The sequence below is a fragment of the Burkholderia sp. AU33545 genome (assembly GCF_020419685.1).
In the GTDB taxonomy this organism is placed as follows: domain Bacteria; phylum Pseudomonadota; class Gammaproteobacteria; order Burkholderiales; family Burkholderiaceae; genus Burkholderia; species Burkholderia diffusa.
Genome location: NZ_JAIZRQ010000001.1, coordinates 834,340 through 852,101, shown reverse-complemented (window position 1 = coordinate 852,101; position 17,762 = coordinate 834,340). Strand labels below are relative to the sequence as shown.

Annotated in this window: 12 protein-coding genes; 3 read left to right on the top strand and 9 right to left on the bottom strand. The window is 71.7% G+C overall.

All coding sequences use genetic code 11. The features are described from left to right. The 3 genes from LGM71_RS03925 to LGM71_RS03915 are packed head-to-tail and all read left to right on the top strand — an operon-like array spanning position 1 to position 2,935. Complete coding sequence (locus LGM71_RS03925) at positions 1–1,581, top strand: Na+/H+ antiporter (RefSeq protein WP_226114057.1); 1,581 nt, start codon at positions 1–3, stop codon at positions 1,579–1,581. Positions 1,582–1,633: 52 nt separating this feature from the next. Continuing rightward, the gene (locus LGM71_RS03920; protein ID WP_124626580.1) at positions 1,634–2,026 is read left to right on the top strand and encodes an OsmC family protein; all 393 of its coding nucleotides are present in this window, start codon (positions 1,634–1,636) and stop codon (positions 2,024–2,026) included. Between the two features lie 24 nt (positions 2,027–2,050). Beyond that, the gene (locus LGM71_RS03915) at positions 2,051–2,935 is read left to right on the top strand and encodes a pirin family protein (RefSeq protein ID WP_059606463.1); all 885 of its coding nucleotides are present in this window, start codon (positions 2,051–2,053) and stop codon (positions 2,933–2,935) included. Between the two features lie 60 nt (positions 2,936–2,995). Here LGM71_RS03915 and LGM71_RS03910 read toward each other — a convergent pair whose 3' ends face one another. The 9 genes from LGM71_RS03910 to bcsB are packed head-to-tail and all read right to left on the bottom strand — an operon-like array spanning position 2,996 to position 17,711. Beyond that, on the bottom strand, positions 2,996–3,190 hold the full coding sequence (locus LGM71_RS03910; RefSeq protein WP_059691215.1) for a hypothetical protein: 195 nt from the start codon (positions 3,188–3,190) through the stop codon (positions 2,996–2,998). Beyond that, on the bottom strand, positions 3,172–4,725 hold the full coding sequence (bcsG, locus tag LGM71_RS03905; protein ID WP_124903670.1) for a cellulose biosynthesis protein BcsG: 1,554 nt from the start codon (positions 4,723–4,725) through the stop codon (positions 3,172–3,174). The genes LGM71_RS03910 and bcsG overlap by 19 nt, the downstream gene beginning before the upstream one ends. Positions 4,726–4,752: 27 nt before the next feature. Next, positions 4,753–7,290 (bottom strand): UDP-forming cellulose synthase catalytic subunit, encoded by a 2,538-nt coding sequence (gene bcsA, locus LGM71_RS03900; RefSeq protein ID WP_226114056.1) that lies wholly within the window; start codon positions 7,288–7,290, stop codon positions 4,753–4,755. Further along, positions 7,287–8,075 (bottom strand): cellulose biosynthesis protein BcsQ, encoded by a 789-nt coding sequence (gene bcsQ / locus LGM71_RS03895; RefSeq protein WP_124903668.1) that lies wholly within the window; start codon positions 8,073–8,075, stop codon positions 7,287–7,289. The genes bcsA and bcsQ overlap by 4 nt, the downstream gene beginning before the upstream one ends. After that, on the bottom strand, positions 8,072–8,281 hold the full coding sequence (locus tag LGM71_RS03890; RefSeq protein ID WP_059606456.1) for a hypothetical protein: 210 nt from the start codon (positions 8,279–8,281) through the stop codon (positions 8,072–8,074). The genes bcsQ and LGM71_RS03890 overlap by 4 nt, the downstream gene beginning before the upstream one ends. Then, entirely contained in the window at positions 8,278–10,233 is a 1,956-nt protein-coding gene (gene bcsE, locus LGM71_RS03885) for a cellulose biosynthesis protein BcsE (RefSeq protein ID WP_226114055.1), read from the bottom strand. Before bcsE ends, LGM71_RS03890 begins: the two co-directional genes overlap by 4 nt. 9 nt (positions 10,234–10,242) lie before the next feature. Continuing rightward, positions 10,243–14,175 (bottom strand): cellulose synthase subunit BcsC-related outer membrane protein, encoded by a 3,933-nt coding sequence (locus tag LGM71_RS03880; RefSeq protein ID WP_226114054.1) that lies wholly within the window; start codon positions 14,173–14,175, stop codon positions 10,243–10,245. Continuing rightward, the gene (gene bcsZ, locus LGM71_RS03875) at positions 14,160–15,380 is read right to left on the bottom strand and encodes a cellulose synthase complex periplasmic endoglucanase BcsZ (protein ID WP_226114053.1); all 1,221 of its coding nucleotides are present in this window, start codon (positions 15,378–15,380) and stop codon (positions 14,160–14,162) included. Before bcsZ ends, LGM71_RS03880 begins: the two co-directional genes overlap by 16 nt. 3 nt (positions 15,381–15,383) lie before the next feature. After that, a complete protein-coding gene (gene bcsB / locus LGM71_RS03870; protein WP_175817612.1) occupies positions 15,384–17,711 on the bottom strand; it encodes a cellulose biosynthesis cyclic di-GMP-binding regulatory protein BcsB in 2,328 nt (775 codons plus the stop codon). Between the last annotated feature and the right edge of the window lie 51 nt (positions 17,712–17,762).

Sequence of the window (17,762 nt, the reverse complement as noted above, 5' to 3'; positions counted from 1 at the left end):
ATGACCAACGTCGAACTGTTTCATTACCTGCTGCTGTTGATCTGCGGCGCGGGCGCGCTCACGTGGCTCGCGGAGCGGATCTCGATTCCACCGGCCGTCGTGCTGCTGCTCGGCGGCTGCGTGGTGGCCGTCGCCGGCAAGCGCGTGCCCGACATGGACCCGGCGCTGCTGCTTGCGGCCGTGTTGCCGCCGCTGCTGATGTCGAGCGGCTTCTATACGGCATGGAAGGAATTCCGGCACGAGCTCGGATCGATCGCGTCGCTCGCGCTCGGTGCGGTAGCGTTCACGACGGTTGCGGTCGCGCTCGCCGTGCATGCGGTCAATCCGGCGCTGCCGTGGGCCGCGTGTTTCACGCTCGGCGCGATCGTGTCGCCGCCCGACGCCGTCGCCGCGAAGGCGATCCTGCAGCGCCATCCGCTGCCCGCCCGGCTCGTCGCGGTGCTCGAAGGCGAAAGCCTCGTCAACGATGCGTCGGGCCTGCTGCTGTATCAGATGGCCGTGTCGGCCGCGCTCGCCGTCACCATCACGACCGCGAGCGCCACCGGCCTGTTCTTCTCGCTCACGCTGATCGGCATCGCGGTCGGTCTCGCATGCGGTCATGCGATGTGCTGGGTGTTGCAGCGCCTGCGCGAGCCGATGCTCGGCATCGTCGTGACCTTCGCGATGGCGTGGGGCAGCTACGGGATCGCGGAAGCCGTGCACGGCTCGGGGGTGCTGTCGGTCGTGACCTGCGGCCTCGTGCTCGGCGTGCGCCAGCATCGCGTGTTCGACGCCGACATGCGGATCAAGGCGAAGGCGACCTGGGAAGCGATCGTCTTCGTGCTCGACGCGCTCGTGTTCATCCTGATCGGCCTCGCGCTGCACGCGATCCTCGCGCGCGTGAACCACGAAGGCGCGGTGCTGATGGCCGGCCTGCGCGTCGCGCTGCCGGCGACGGCCGCCGCGATCGCCGCGCGCGTCGTGTGGGTGTTCGTCGCGATGTGGCTGCCGGGCCGCCTGCGCACGCCGCGCGCGGGCCACGCGCCGTGGTCGTGGCGCGAAGCCGTCGTGCTCGGCTGGTCCGGCATGCGCGGCGTCGTGAGCCTCGCGGCCGCGATCGCGCTGCCGAACGACTTCCCCGGGCGCGACCTGATCCTGTTCAGCACGTTCCTGCTGATCATCGCGACGCTGGTGGTGCAAGGCGGCACGCTCGCGCCGCTGATCCGCGTGCTGAAGCTGCGCCCGGCCGCGCGGCACACGATGTCCGAGCATGCGGCGCGCGCGTATACGTTCGGGGCGGCGCTCGCCGAACTCGATGCTCGCGAACAGCGCGGCCCGGGCCTCGAACGTGCATCGCTCGACCGGCTGCTGACCGAATACCGCAGCCGCGTCGCGTTCAACGAGCACGCGCACCGCGACGGCGCGCAACCGGCGGACGTACGCGCGCGGATGCTGCGCGTCGAGCTCGAGCTGGTCGGCGTGTCGCGCGACGCGCTGCTCGACCTGCATCGCGACGGCCGGGTCGACGACGCGGTGCTGCACCGCATAGAATCCGAGCTGGATTTCGAGGAACTGCGACTGCAGCGCCTGCTCGAACCGTGACGCCCGGCCATGCCTGGCCGGCCCGTCTCCCCTTTCCCCACATGGAATTGCAATGAGCGAACTGTCCGTCGAAGCGAGCATCGGCTCCGTCGATTACCTGGTCCATTTCACCGACGGCGTGCATCAGTGGCGCGCCGACGAACCCGTGTCGCTCGGCGGCGGCGACACCGCACCGACACCCGTCGCGCTGCTGCTGTCGAGCCTCGGCGCCTGCACCGCGATCACCCTGAAGATGTACGCGCAACGCAAGGGCTGGCCGCTCGCCGAAGTCCACGTGAAACTCGCGCACGAAGCGGGCAGCGCGGGCAGCACGATCATGCGCCGCATCACGCTCGACGGCGACCTGACCGACGAGCAGCGCGAGCGCCTGCTGCAGATCGCGAACGCGTGCCCGGTGCACAAGATCCTCACGCACCCGATCACGATCGATACGGCCATCGCCTGACTCACCGAAACCGGGAGACCCACCATGTCCGCATCGATCAAGACCCTGCTCACGCCGCGCGAGAGCGACATCGGCAACCTCGTCGTGCGGCGCGTGCTGCCCGCGCGCGCCGCGCGCCTCGTCGGTCCGTTCATCTTCTTCGACGAAATGGGGCCGGCCGTGCTGCCGGCCGGCAGCGGGATCGACGTGTTGCCGCATCCGCACATCGGCCTCGCGACCGTCACCTACCTGTTCGACGGCACGCTGATGCATCACGACAGCCTCGGCTTCCGGCAAAAGATCGTGCCCGGCGACGTGAACTGGATGACGGCCGGGCGCGGCATCGTCCACTCGGAGCGCTCGCCCGACGAGGACCGCCCGCATGAACAGCCCGTGCACGGGATCCAGACTTGGGTCGCGCTGCCGGTCGAGCACGAGGACACGGCGCCCGCGTTCGTGCATCACGCGGCCGACACGCTGCCGTCGTTCACGCGCGACGGCGCGAGCGTGCGCGTGATCGCGGGCACTGCATTCGGGCTCACGTCGCCCGTCGCCGTGTTCTCGCCGACGCTGTATGCGTATGCGGAATTCGCCGCGGGCGGGCAACTCGCGCTCGATGCGGAACACGACGAGCGCGGCGTGTATCTCGTCGACGGCGACCTCACGATCGACGGCACGCCGCTCGCAGCCGCGACGATGGCCGTGCTCGAACCCGGCGCGAACGTCGCGCTCGCCAGCGGGAACGGCGCGCGCGTCATGCTGCTCGGCGGTGCGCACCTGCCGGGCGAGCGGTTCATCGAATGGAATTTCGTGTCGAGCGAGCGCGCGAAAATCGAGGCGGCCCGCAACGCGTGGGCCGAGCAGACCTTCGGCAAGGTGCCCGGTGAGGAAAACGAGTGGACGCGCCAGCCGGCGCGCCGCGCGCAGTAGGCCGGCAGCGGTCGGCTCATCGATGCGACGCGGCCGGCTTTCACGCCGGCCGCGTCGCGTTTACCGCTTCAATCCCATCAGCTTCGCCAGCACCGGCCAGCGGTCGAGCGATTCGACGAACGCGCGCCGCGCCTGCTCGTCGACGTAGCGTGCCGGGTCCAGCGCGGGCAAGTGCCGCGCGAGGCCGAGCACGTCGTTCGGTTGCGACAGGCGATCGTCGTCGCCTTCGCCGATATTTACTGTTCGTCGATCCATACGCCGTCCGGGGTCTTGACCGCATAGCCGGCGCTCGTCTGTATCGTCACCGTGCCTTCGTTCTCGCCGACCATCCGCGTGCGCGGCAGGTCGGCAGCATATTGCGCGAGCGTCGCGCCCGGCTTGAACGGGCTGTTCGACACGAGGTTCGACAGCAGCTGCGCGAGCGCGAGAAAGCTCGTCGGCTGATCGATCACGGTCGTCGTGCCGTGATTGCCGGCGAAACCGACGAGCCGCACGCCGACCGGCCCGTGAACGATGCGCGGCGTCGGAATCTCGCGCAGGCCCGCAACCTGGTTCTTGTCGCCGCGCAGCGCGGCGCCGTGCTCGGGCACGAACACGATCACCGCGCGCCGGCCCGATTGCGCGATCAGGTCGGCGAGCCGGTCGAAGTCGTTCATCAGCTTGGTCGCGCGCTGCGGATACGAATCGATGCTGGTCAGCGCGCTACCCGCCACGCGGTTGCCGTCGTGCAGGCTGATCGTGTTGTAGTACAGCGCGACCGGGCCCGGCACCGACGCGCGCTGCGCGTACCAGTTCGCGAGCGTGCCGTAATCGTCCTTGATCGGCGAACCGTCGAACGCATGCATCGCGACCGGGGCGGCGGCGTTCGAGATCATCGGCGCGTCGGGCACGCCGATATTGTCGTGAATGACCTGCAGGAAGTTGTCGAAATGGCCGTCGTGGTTCAGCAGCGACTGCACCGTGTAGCCGGCGGACGCGAGCTGCGAGAACAGATAGCACTGCTGGGGGGCGGCCTTGTAGAGGTCCGCATGCGCTTCCTGCCCGCAGCTTGCGCGCAGCACGCGGATCGCGGCCGGGCCGCTGTAGCTCGCGGCCGTGCTGAAGTTGTTGAACAGGTAGTCGAAGTGACTCAGCATCGGGTGGTTGCGCACCTTCGCGGCGTCGAGGTCGTCCCACGACAGCGAGCAGACATGCAGCACGATCACGTCGAACTGCGCGGCCGAGTCGTTGCCGAGATGACCGAACGCGACCTGGCGCTGAGATTCCTGTGCGCGGAACGTCGCGAGCGCCGCGTTGTGATCCTCGGGCTGGCCGGCGCGCGCGCCCGTCGCATCGGCCTGCTGCGGAAGCGGCGCGACGACGCGCGCCATCAGCCCGTTGCCGGCCTGCCAGAGCGGCATCACGATCAGCGCGGCCAGCACGAAGGTCGCGACACGCACCCAGCGGTTGACGACGAAATAGACGATCAGCACGCCCGCGACCGTCAGCACCAGCACCGGCGGCAACAGGCGCGGCAGCAGCTCCATCCAGTAGTCGAGGCGGAACGTGGCGACCTCGCGCGCGGCTTCGGCGAGGCGTGCGAGCGGCGGCGCATGCATTTCGCGCGCGAGAAGCGGCACCGCGATCGCGATCGCGACGAGCTGTCGCACGATGCGCCACGCGCGCCGCCGGATCGGCGCGCTCGCCGCGAGCGCCAGCGCGAACGCGAGGTTCGCGAGCCACAGCGGCTGCAGGTGGCCGGTCGCGAACAGCGCGAACTTCAGGATGAAATACAGATTCCAGAACGTCATCTAAACCACTCCGTGATGGGCGCCGCGTCAGTCGCGCGCCCGATCGAGCTTCGGCGCCAGCATCGACTGCACGCCGCGCGCCGCGCCCTTCCACATTCGTACGTAACCGTCCAGGCCCACGCGCAGCACTTCCTTCAGCCCGCGCAGCGGCGTGTCCGTGCGCGCGCCCGCGTGCCAGTCGAGCCACGCGTCCGCGCGGCCGAACGTGCACTGCACGAGCTGGCGCTCCTGCTCGAGCGTCAGCGCCTCGAAGCTCACGCCGACATGCGTCGGCGTCACGCGGCTCACGCGCACCGGGAACGGGAACGGCCGGTCGCCACGCGTCACGCACACCGTCAGCGTGTCGCCGACCGCGAGCGGCAGCCCCGGCACCGCTTCGAGGCCGAGGCCGCCGGTCGAGTAGTCGCTGGTGAAACAAGCCCCCGTCGACCCGTCGGCGAGCAGCAGCGTCGCCGGCACACGCATCGCGATCCGGTGCGTGACGCGCACCTGCTTGGTCTCGCGCGCGACGGCCAGCGCGGCGCCGAGCATCGCGAGGTTGTAGACGGTCCAGCCGAGCGTGATCAGGATCGTCGACGCCTCGTCACCCTGGTCGGCCACGAGCCGCCACACGCCGGCCACGATCGCGAGCACGTTCAGCGCGAACAGCACGAGGTACGGCTTCGACGTCGACCAGTCGACGTAGCCTTCGTCGATCTTGCCGCCCTTGTCGGTCACGTTGAACTTGCCGTGCTTCGGGCTGAAGAACGCGACGGTGGTCGGCAGCGCGATGTACCACGCGAGCACGGATTCGTAGACTTCGGCCCAGAACGAGTGGCGATAGCGCCCCTGCATCCGCGAGTTGGCGACGTTCGCGAGCACCAGGTACGGGATCACGTAGCTCGCGAGCGCGATCGACGACGCATTGATGAAGTACAGGTGGAAGAACAGGTATGCGAGCGGGATCGTCAGGAACACGAGCCGCGGGATCCCGTAGAAGAAATGCAGCATCGCATTGCCGTAGCAGATCCGCTGGATGAGGCCGAGCCCGCGCCCGAGGAACGGATTGTCGATGCGGAAGATCTGCGCCATCCCGCGCGCCCAGCGCGTACGCTGCTTCACGTGGCCCGCGAGGCTCTCGGTCGCGAGGCCGGCCGCCTGCACGGTCGGCAAGTATGCCGACGTGTAGCCGCGGCGATGCAGCTTGAGCGCGGTGTGCGCGTCCTCCGTCACGGTCTCGACGGCGACGCCGCCCACCTCCTCCAGCGCGCTGCGCTTGAGCACCGCGCACGATCCGCAGAAGAACGTCGCGTTCCACAGGTCGTTGCCCGACTGCACGAGCCCGTAGAACAGGTTGCCCTCGTTCGGAATCTCGCGGAACGTGCCGAGGTTGCGCTCGAACGGATCGGGCGAGAAGAAATGGTGCGGCGTCTGCACCAGCGCGCACTTCGGATCGCGCAGGAACACGCCCATCGTGGTCTGCAGGAACGAGCGCGTCGGCACGTGATCGCAGTCGAAGATCGCGATGTATTCGCCGTGCGTCTTCGGCAGCGCGCGGTTGATGTTGCCGGCCTTCGCGTGGCGATTGTCGTCGCGCGTCAGGTAGCCGATTCCCGCTTCCCGCGCGAACGCCTCGAACTCGGGGCGGCGGCCGTCGTCGAGCAGGTACACGCGCAGCTTGGCCGTCGGCCAGTCGATGCTCTGCGACGCGAACACGGTCGGCTTCACGACCGACAGCGGCTCATTGTAGGTCGGGATATAGATGTCGACGCTCGGCCAGCTGTCGGGATCGTCGGGCAACGGCACGATCGGCCGATCGAGCGGCCATGCGGTCTGTATGAAGCCGAGCAGCAGGATCATCCACGTGTAGGCTTCGGCACCGTACAACAGATAGCCGGCGAACGCCTCGATTGGGCTGCGGAAATCGAGCGTCTGGGTCGTGCGCCACCATATATAGCGGAGCGTGGCGAGCAGCGCGAGCGACGCGAGCGCGAGGGTCGGCAGATGGCCCGGCAGGCGGCGCAGCGCCAGCGCCAGCACCGCGACGATCGCGAAAAACGCGAACTGCGCGCCGGGCATCAGCGGCGACATCCCGGCCGCGGCCCACATCAGCGCACCGGCAATCAGCAGCAGCGGCGCAAGCCAGCGGTGCCGGCCGACGCCGTGCGCGCGCGCGTCGAGCCAGCCGCCCCAGCGCGCCCACGGCAGGCGCCCGAGGAGCGCGTCGAGGCGGGCGCCGAGCGCGCGCGCCGCGACGTAGACCGGCACGACGAACGTGTCGAACCATGCGAGCGGATCGCGCGCGGGCCGCTCGTCGGCCGCGCGCGGCGCGCGCACGATCGCGCGCCACAGCCATTCGCGCGGGCTCAGCGGCTGCAGCACGCCCCACTCCTGCGCGAGCCGCAGGAAGACAACGCGCGCCCGGCGGCCCACGGGATCGGCCCGGCCGGGCGGCGGCGCATGGAAGAACAGCCGCACGAGCCAGTCGAGCAGTGTGCGCTGGGCCGGCAGCCCGATCCCGCGCGCGCACCAGTCGGTCGCACGCCGGGTCGCGGCGCGCCAGCGCGACACGAACGCGGCCTTCATCGCCGCGCTCCCGTGCGGCCGGCCGCGGCTGCCACGAGCCACGTGTCGACCCAGTTCGCGACGCCGTTCAGGTCGTGCGACGCCTGCGAATACGGCGCGTCGTCGAAGATCCAGGTGCCGCGCGCAAGCGTCTCGGGCACGGCCGCATCGACGTGAATCCGCTGTTCGAGCATCGACGCGGACCCCGCGACCGCGCGCAGCATCGCGAGCGCATCGCGCTGCATGTCGCGCGCCGGGTTCAGCCGGTTCACGACGATCTGCAGGTCGCCGCCGCCGGCCCGCAACGCATCGAGGCGCGCGGCGACCGTCGCGCACGCGGCCGGTTCGGGCGGCACGACGACGAGCGTCAGGTCGGCACGGCGAATCGCCTGCTCGGCCTGCGGCGACGGATAGCGCGCGGTGTCGACCAGCACGACACCGTCGGCCGGCAGCGCGATCTCGTCGAGCGCGCGCGACAGCCAGGCCGGATCGGCCGCGAGCCGCGCATCGCAGGCGGCGGCGCCCGCCGCGTCGACCTGCCCGTACGGCACGAACAGCACGCCATCGGCATTGCGCCACGTATGCGCGTGCCACGGCGCGGCGTCGCCCGCGTCACCGAGCAGGCTGTGCGCGAGCCCGTGCTCGGCCAGCGTATCGAGACCGAGCGTCGCGCCCATCAGGTTCTGCGCGTCGAACTCGACCGCGACGACGGGCCGGCCGCGGCGCGCGAGCAGCACCGCGAGCGCGCCCGCGAGCGTCGTGCGGCCCGCGCCGCCGGTCGTCGACGTGACGGCGATCGTCTTCATGGCGCGGCCTCGTCGGTACGGCCGGCTTCGGGCAACAGACGCCCGCGCAGCGCGACCGGCACGAGTTCGCACGGCACCGCGTCGCGCCGGTGCAGCCCGCGCGGCGCATGAAAGCCGCGGCCGAGGCCCAGGTGCTGCGCGATGATCCACACCGGCACCGCGATCGCGATGCCGACAACGAATCCGATGACGAGTTCGGCGATCATGCGCCCTCCGGCTTGCGCAGCGGCATCGCACTGCGGGTGGCGCCGCGCGTGCGCGCGACGGGAAATTCGGCGGACGGTGCCCGCGCATCGGCGGCCGGTGTTGCGTCGTCGGCGTGCGGCGGCGCATCGGCATGCTCGTCGACCGTCCCGGCCGCTGCGACTTCGGCGTCCGGTTCGGCGGGCGTCGCGACATCCCCGGCGCGTTCGATCGGCGCGCGCGCCGCACCGGCCGGCTTCACCGTCGCGAACAGGTCGCTGTAGTCGGCGATCGGCGCGCGCCGGTTCTCGGTCTTCAGCGCATCGAGCTCGGTGTCGATGCTGCCCTGCCCGAGACACACGACGCGATCGGACAGCGTATCGACCGGCACGTCGAAGATCCGTGCAAGCGCGTCATCGGCATCGGCCGGCTCGCACGCGAACAGGAACACGTACAGGTGTCCGGCATCGGCGGTCACGACATCGCCCGCGCGGCGCGGCCGACAGTGCCGCAGCGCATCGACGTGCGACACGCCGGGCAGCAGCGCGATCTTCGCGAGCGTATGCGGCAACGCGAGCACGGCGCCGCGATCGAGCACCGCGCGAATCCGCAGGCAAAAGGCGCCGACCGGCAGGTAGCCCAGCACCGAATCGCCGAGCGCGGCCGCGAGCGCCGCACGATAGTCGGCCGCGACGGGCCGCGCATAGAGCTGCCCGCGCAGCGCGTTCACGGCCGCGTGCATCCGCGACACCGGCAGGTCGCGCGCGACCACGCGGTTCGCGCCGACGCTCAGCACGAGCATCTCGAACTGCTGGCGCAACACCTCGCCGCGTTCGACGACGGCGATCTTCAATGCGCCGCCGGATTGCCGGCGCAGCGTGTGAACGGCCGCGCACAGCGCCTCGAGCTGCGCGTGCGTGCGGAACGCCAGAACCGCGGTCGCGGCCTGCGCATGCGCACAGGCGGCGACGACCGCCGCGTTGTCGTCGACGATTTCCCAGCCGGCGGGTACGCGACTCGCTTCGTCGAGCGCCGCGCGGCTGACGACGACGCGATCCTCGTCGATCGCGAGCTTCATCCGGCGCGACGGCTCGGCGGCGCCGCCGTCGACGATCGCCGCGAGCCGACCGCTCGGCGCGAAACGCAGCGGCCGCACTTCACCGGCCGCGAGCGTGTCGCCGGCACGCCAGAAATCGACGACCCACAGCAGCTCGCCATGCGTGCGCTGCAGCTGCGAGACGCCCGAGCACACCGCGTGAAAGCCGCTGCGCGGCGCGCGATTCGCATCGCGCACGAGCGGCGGATCGTCGGTATCCGGGTCCGCGCCGGTGCGCACGATCTCGGGATCGACCAGCAGCACCAGCGCGATCCGGTGCGTGCGGCACCAGTCGGCGAGCGCGTGTGCCTCTTCCGCGAGCGCCGCCGGATCGTCCCAGCTGAACCAGCGCTGCGCGCCTTCGATGAAATACAGCGAGCGCGCACGAAAGCCGTAGCGCTTCATCGCGCGCAAGCCGCCGGTGAGCCGTGCGAACGGAGCGGGCGCCGCACGGCGCGGCGCACCCGGTTCGCGCGCGGCATCGCCGCCGGCCGGCTCATGCGCGGGCGGCATCGCCAGCACGTTCAGGTTACGCGGCCAGCCGGCCGGCTGCGCGCCGCCCGCGAAACCGCGCGACGCCATCTGCGCGGCAACGCGCGCCGCGTCGCGCGACAGCACGACCGTCACGTCGCGCGTGCGCGACTGCCGCGCGCTTTCCCACACCAGCGCGTCGCACGCCGGCGTGCCGGCAGCGGCATAGATCGTGTACAGGCCGCCCGCTTCCAGCTGCGTCCACGCATCGGGCAGCCCGTCGATCGCGAGCCGGCTCAGCGGGCCGGTGCGGCCGCCGGGCCGCCCGGTGCGCAGCAGCGCGCGCAGGCGGCCCAGCAGGCCGGCGGCGCCGAGCGCGGGACGGGTTGCATCGATTTCCGTATTCACGCGCTTCCCCTAGTAATCCGAATAAAGCCGCACCGGCGTCGGCGTGACGAGCCAGCTGCGCTCCGCGCGTGCGTCGAATGCATAGCGCAGGTACACGAGCGCCGAACTTGGCGCATAGTCGTGCGACCGATCGACGTGCAGTTGCGCGCCGACGCTCAGGTGCGGATTCACGCGATATTCGACGATGCCGTTCACGCCGTACGAGAACGACACGCCACGTGTCGAACTGCTCGCGTAGACGAGCCCCGCCGCCTCCTGCGCGGCGCGCTGGTTCGCGAGGGTCGGGTAGAACAGCGAATCCTTTTCGTAGCTGTTCGAGATCCCGGCCGTGACGGTCAGGTCCCACGACAGCGCGTCGCGCCGCCCTGCCCACTCGATCGGCACGCCGAGCGACAGGTAGCGCTGCGGGCTGTAGTAACCGCCCTGCCCATACGTGTAGTAACGCAGGTTCTGCGCGTAGTGCCACGCATTGCCGACGAGCCCCGTGCTCACCTTCATCGTCGCGCGTTCGTACACGGGCACCGTGAAGCCCGAGCGCAGCGTCACTTCCGCGTTGCGCTCGACGTTGCGGCCGGACAGCACGCCCGCGCCGAGTTCGGCGAACAGGTTCACGCGCCCGACGTCGACCGACCCGCGCAGGTTCACGCCATCGCGACGCACGCCGCCCCATACCGCCCCGGTCCACGGATCGCGCATCCCCGCATACGACAGCACGCTGCTCGTCTCCGGCCGGCGCGACGCGTTCACGGTGAAGCTCGCCGGCCCCGCGTCGAAGCGATAGCGTACGCCACCGACCAGGTAATGCACCGGGAAGCCGAGCGGCGACGTGCCGAGATCGACGCGCCACGCGTCCGTGAGATAGCCGGCGCCGAGCGCGACGCCCGTCATCGGTTGATGCAGGTCGCCCGGCGGATGCGCGATCAACGCGGCGGCCGACGGATTCGCGGCGAACGGCGCGGGCAGCCCGATCGGCGTGTTGAGCGCCGCGTAGGTCCCGAACGTCTTCAGCGAATACGCGTTCGGGTCGCTCGTATCGAGCGTGCCGGCGTCCAGATGCACGGTGTCGAGTTGCAGGAACGCATGCCCGTCGTAGCGCACCGGCAGCTGCATGTAGATCGGCACCTGCTGCGCGCGGTACGCGGAAATCCCCTCGTCGCCCGACTTGTACGCGGGCAGCCAGCCGATCTCGATCTCGGGATCGCGCCGCTGTGCGAGATCCGTGAACGCGGCCTGCGCGGGCGTGCGGCCGTCGCGGCCCGGGCTCACGCCGCTCGTGCGCTCCTGCGACAGCGACAGCCGGTACAGCGATGCGGCATCGTCGTAGCGACCCTGCGCCTCGGCCACGCGCCCCGCCGCGACCGTCACGTCGGCACGCGCAGGGTACGCGGCCTGCAGCGGGTCGATCACCTGCGCGGCTTCGTCCGCGCGGCGCAGCGCGTTCAGGCGGCGCACGACCGACAGCCGCGTGTCGACGTCGTCGTCCGGCGTGCGCGCAAGCACGGCCTGCACGCGTGCGAGCGCGGCCGCGCGATGGCCGCTGTCCTCGTCGATGCGCGCGAGCGCGAGCTGCGTATCGGCATCGTCCGGCGTGCGCGCGACGACCGGCGCAAGCGCGTCGCGTGCCGCGTCGTAATGGCCCTGCGCGCGTTCGAGGTCGGCCAGTTCAAGTGCGTAGCGCTTGTCCGCGCGTCCCGCCGGACTCGCCTGATCGAGCAGCGTGCGGGCGCGCGCGTAGTCGCGTTGCGCGATCGCGTTGTCCGTCCGCCGCAGAACGAGCCGCAGCGACTGGTCCTCGATCCGCGCGGTCTGTGCCGGCGTCAGCGCCGGCTCGCGGCGCAGCGCGTCGAGCCACGCGGCGAGCGCGTCGTCGCGCCCCGCGCTGCCGAGCAGGTCGCCGTAGCGTAGCCGCACGTCGGGATCGGCCTCGTGCGGATGCGCGGCGATCCAGTCGCGCAGCGGCGCGAGGCCGCGCTCGGGTTCGCCCGCGTCGATCCACTGCGCGCCGATCGCGGCCAGCATGTCGGGATCGTCCGGCGCGCTCGCCTGCGCATGTGCGAGCGACGCGGCGAAGGCCGCACGATCGCCACGACCGAGCGCGCCGCGCGCGCCGGCCAGCGAACTTTCCGCGTCGAGCTTGCGCGCGAGCGCACGCATGCCGTCCGAGCGTTGCGCGTCGTCGACGCCCGCAAGCGCGGCCTGGGCGCCCGCGATGTCGTCGAGCGAGTTGCGATACAGCGCGGTCGCATAGCGCATCTCGGGCGTGTCGCTTTGCGCGAGCCCGTCGTCCATCACCGTGCGGCCGAGCTGCGGCAGCCCCATGTCGCGATACAACCGGGCGAGCGCGAAACGCGTCCACGGCGCATCGGGCGCCGCGCGCACCGCCGCTTCGTAGCGTTGCGCGGCTGGCCCGCGTTCGCCCTTGTCCGCAAGCGCGCGGGCCTCGCTCGCGAGCAGGTCGGCGCGCAAGCCGTCGAGCGCGCGGCGGTCGTCGCGGCCCGTCACGCGGCTCTGCAGCGCGTCGAGCAGCGGGCCGATTCGATCCGCGCGGCCGGTGTTCTCGTACAGCGTCGCCGTGCCGCGCACCGCCGACAGATTCGGCGAACGTGCGGCGAGCAACTCGCGCAGCAACGGCTCCGCGCGCACCCAGTCGCGCTGCGCGAGCAGCGCATCGGCAAGCTGCAGCTTCGCGTCCGGGCTGTCGGGCTGCATCGCGAGCGCGGCGCGCGCCGCGCGCTCGGCATCCTGCGGCCGTCCGGCCGACGCCGCCGCGCGCCCCTGCGCGATCAGCCCCCAGAACTGCGCGGTGCGTGCGAGGCTCTGCCACTTGACGCGCTGGTCGGTCGACAGCGCCGCGGCACGCGTAAACAGCGCGCGCGCTTCGTCGTGCCGGCCTTCGCGCAGACGCAGCAGGCCGAGCCCGCCGACCGCATCGGCGTCGCCCGCACGCGCCTGCGCGGCGCGCGCGAGCAGCGGATCGGCGCCGGCCAGGTCGCCGCGCGCGAGCGCCTGCAAGCCACGCTGTTGCGCGATGTAGCCCGGATCGCGCTCAAGCAGCCGCTGCGCGTCGCGCTGCCGGTCGAGTGCGGCGACGCGATCGCGGAATTCGGTGTCGTCCGGCACGAGCGCGAGATATGCATGCAATGCGTCGAGATAGGCGGGATCGGTGCCGGCGGACTGCAGCACGCGCCGCCACACGGCCATCGCTTCCGTATGATCGGCGTCGCCCCGCTTCGCGAGCGACCACGCGATGCGGTTGGCCTCCGCACGCGTGTCGTCGCGCTGGTTCAGGAGCCGCGCGAGCGCCAGCGCCGCGCTCGAATCCTGTGGGTCCGCCGCGACCGCGCGGCGCAGCGCGGCGATCGCCGGTTCGCGGCCGCCAGGCGCGTTTGCGACGATCTGGTAGTACTCGGCGCCGAGCGCACCGGACGGCGCACCGTTCGGAAACAGCGCGACGATCCGCCGGGCCGCCTCGTCGGCGCGGCCGCTGCGCGCGAGCAGGCGGATCTGCGCCATCTCGCCGCGGCCGCTCGTCGCGACGCGGTATTCGTCGGCCGCGCGGCGCGTGTCGGGCGCCGCGGGCGCGCGCGCCTGCAGGCGTGCCAGCGTGGCCTGCGCACCTTGCGCGTCGCCGAGCCGCAACAGCACGCGCACCTGTTCCGCGAGCAGTTCGGGATCGTCCGGCGCGATCAGGAGCCCCTTGCGCAGTGCGTCCCGCGCGAGGTCGTCGCGATGCTTGGCGCCCCACATGCGGGCGGTCGCGAGCTGAAGCCGCGCATCGGACGAAGCGGACGCAGCGGCCGAAGCCGGCGCCGACGCGGCTTTCGGCGCGACGGGTTTCGTCGCCGCGACGGCAACGGCGGCCGGCACCCCCGCAGAGACCGACGACGCGAGCCACGCAAGCCCCGCGACACGCCGCGCGGTGTACTTCATCGGCCTGCGCATGACGGGCCCTCCCAGCGCGCATCGAGCGACCCGTCCGCGCCGAACCGGTAGCGGCCATCGCGCCATCCGAGGCCGAACAGCGTCAGCACGCTCGTGTAGTAGCCGGGCGCCGACTGGCGCGCGAGCGCGTCGACACGGGCCACCTGGGCATCGGCGAGCGCATGCTGGCCGCGCGCGTCGAGGAACGGCACGGCCGCCGCCGAGAAGCCGCCATTGCCGTCGTTCGGCCCCGCGACGCCGGTTGTCGTGTCGACCTTCTCCGGCGGCGCGCCATGCGCGGCGATGTGATCGGCGAACGGCGCGAAGCGCGCGAGCAGCGGTGCCGCGAGCGGATCGGCGCGATCGAGCATGCCGGCCCACAAATACACGCGAATCGCGTTGTAGGCGCTTTCCGCATGGGTCTGCGGATCGGGCCCGAAGCCGGCACCGGCGCGATACAACGCCCAGTCCGGCGCAAAGCCCTTCGGCGCGGTGTCGAGCAGCACGCGGCCGGTGCTGGCCGCGAGCGCGGACCAGCGGCGATCGTCCGGCAGGCGCGCGGCGAGCCCGCGGATCACCTGCGGCGGCGAATAGCTCGGGTTCACGCGCCATCGCCCGTCGGCCAGCCTGAAGCCGGTCGGCCCGGGCAGCAGCGTGAGGCCGAGGCCCGGCACGCTGGCCGTCTCGTCGTCGAGCACGCGCTTCGCGAGCAGCGCGCCGCGCGCGGTATAGCTGCGCTCGTACCACAGCCGTCCGGCTTCGACGAGCGTGTACGCGATCCACAGGTCGGCATCCGACGCCGCGTTCGCGTCGAGCACGCGCCACGCGCCGTCCGGCGCGCGGCCCCACAGCCACGCCGGCAGACGGGCGCTCAGGTCGCCCTGTGCAAGGTTGTTCTCGGTCCATGCGAGGATCGTGTCGAACGTGTGCCGGTCGTTCGCGACGAGCGCGAAGAACAGTCCATACGCCTGCCCCTCCGATACCGTGCGCGAATCCGCCGAGCCGACGTCGATCACCCGGCCGTCGGCCGACACGAAATCGCGCTTGAACGCGTCCCAGCGCGGCCACGCCGCGCCGCACCGCACGTCGGCCGCGCCGCTTTGCGCGGCCTGCGCGCGCCCGGCGGCGCCGGTCGCCGCGCACGCTGCCGCGACGGCCATCACGAGCGTCGTGCCGACCCGCCGCGCCGGCTGCGTTGCCCGTCGCCTTGCGAATGCCCACGCCATCCGTTACATCCCCCGTCGGCGCGCGGCGATTCTCTGCAGCACGCTGAACACGCCGAGCGCGAGCAGCAGCCCCGCGACGACGCCGACCACGCCGAGCACCACCGGGTGCTGCGCCGCGTGCGTCCAGACGCGCGCGTACCACGGCACGAAGCCGACCACGTAAGGCTCGCCGACGCGCAGGCTGTCGACCTGCCCCGGCCGCACCAGCGCGAGGTCGCCCTGCAGCTGCGACACGAGGCCCGGCTTCTCGAACACGTCGAGCAGGTCGGCAAGACGCGTCTGGTCGGTGGCCGTCAGCGCCACGACGCTGCGGCCATGGCTGCCCGGCAGCTCGAACCCGGCCAGCGCCGCGAGCGAGCCCGTCTGTTCGATATGCGCGCCGCCGTCGGCCATGCCGATGCCGTTGCGCCAGCGCTCCTTCACCGAAAACGCGACACGCGTCGCGCCCGTGCCGGCCTGCTGGTCGATCGACAGCGGCAACGCCGCGCGCCAGTGCGACAGCAGCGGCGACGCGGGCGAGCCGTCGATCACGAGCAGGTCCTTGCGGCCCGCGAGCGCGGCGACGTCGCCGGGCCGCGCGACCTGCACGCGCAGCGCCGGGAAGCCGGTCCACTGCCCCATGTGGCCGAGCATCGTCAGGTAGGCTTCCAGTTCCTGCGGCGACGGCCGGTCCGGCATCACGACCGCCGTCTGCGACAGGTCGGCGAAGCGCGTGAACGGGAAACCGCTGTTCGCGAAGAACGCCAGGTTCGGCAATTGCGCGTAATGGACGAAGTGCGAGAAGTCGATCGTCGAATCCGGATCGATCGCCGCGCGCTGCGGCTCGGTCGCGGTGCTCGAGCAGAGCCCCGTCTTCTGCGAATCGAGCGTGAAGCGGAACTGCAGCTGGTTGCCGCTGCCGACGCGGAACGCCGGGATGTCGACATCGCTCGTCACGCGCCCTTCCGGCACCGACAGCAGCGGCAGTTGCATGCGCCCGCGCGCGTCTTCCGCGTGGGCCGGCCCGAGCCGGTACGACTTCACGAGCTGTTCGTTGATCTCGACGGCGAGCGTCGAGTTGTCCTGCACGGTCGGCGCCGTGTAGCGGTAGCGCAGCGTGATCGGCACGCCCGAGCCGTTCCACGAATGCAGATCGGCCGGCACGCGCAGGTTCAGCCGGATCGCGTCGGGCGACGTGCCGCGCACTTCGAGTTCGCGCGGATCCGACACCAATTCGCGGAACGCGATCGGCCGGTTCACCGGCAGCCAGCGCGGTGCGTCGTACGGCTTGCGCGGCGCGCCGAGATCCACGTGCGCGACCGTCGCCGCCGGGCCGGACAGCGCCGCGCGGCCGAGCACGAGCGCCGCCACCGCGTCGTCGACCTCGGCGGCCGTGCGGCCCGTCACGACCAGCAGCTTGCGGCCCGGCGCGGCCGGGTTGTCGGCGACGGCGAGCAACGGCCCGTTGACCGACGGCAGCGCGAGGCCGGCCGGCAACGTCGCGGCCGTGCCGACCACCACCGCCTGGTCGTCGGCCGGAAGCGTCGCTGCAACCGGGAAGCGCGCCTGCCGGTAGTCGGCCTGCGCGCCGAACCACGACGCGAGCACGCCGGCGCTGCGCAGCGTTGCCGAGTCGGGCGACGCAGGCAGCACGAACGGCAGCCGCAGGAGCCCGTTGTCACGCCGGTCGAAGAACGGCGCGGGCAAGAGCGCGAGATCGTTCGGCAAGCGCACTGGCGACTCGTCGAGGATCAGTTCGCTCGTTGGGCTCACGTCGGCCCACAGCGCCGAGCTCGACGGATCCTCGCAGTGGTCGAGTGTGTAATGCGCGATCAGGCGCAGGCCGATCTGGTTGAAATCGGAGAAGTAGCGCGGATCGATCGGGATGTCCTGCGTGACGGTGCGGCCCGCGCGCGTCGCGTCGAACGGGACGGTCGCGACCACCTCGCCGTTCATCGACACCTTCAGGTGCGACATTGGGAAGACCAGCGACGGCGAATACGCGTAGGTCAGGCGCAGCCGCGCGCCGGTGACCACGCGGTCGAGCCGCACGCCCGCATTGATCGTGCGCGCGTCGTCGGCGCCGCGCAGGTGGACCGGATCGAACGCGCCGAGCGACGCGAACGGCAGGTGCACGGTCGTCGCGGGCAGGCCGGCGGACGCCGCGCTGGCGGCGCTCGGCATGGCCGCGAGAGGCGGCACGGCCGCGCCGCTGGCGAGCACCGGCACGGCCTGACTGCCGGCTGACGCCGAAGCGGCCGCAGCCGGCATGGGCGCGGCCGCCAGCGCGGCCGCATGGAACGCGCCGAACGTGGCGACCGACAGGACGAACAGCGACGCGGCCGGCTTCATGCGCGGCCCCGCATCGTCACGATCGTCCGGTTATCAAGCGCGCCGCAACCG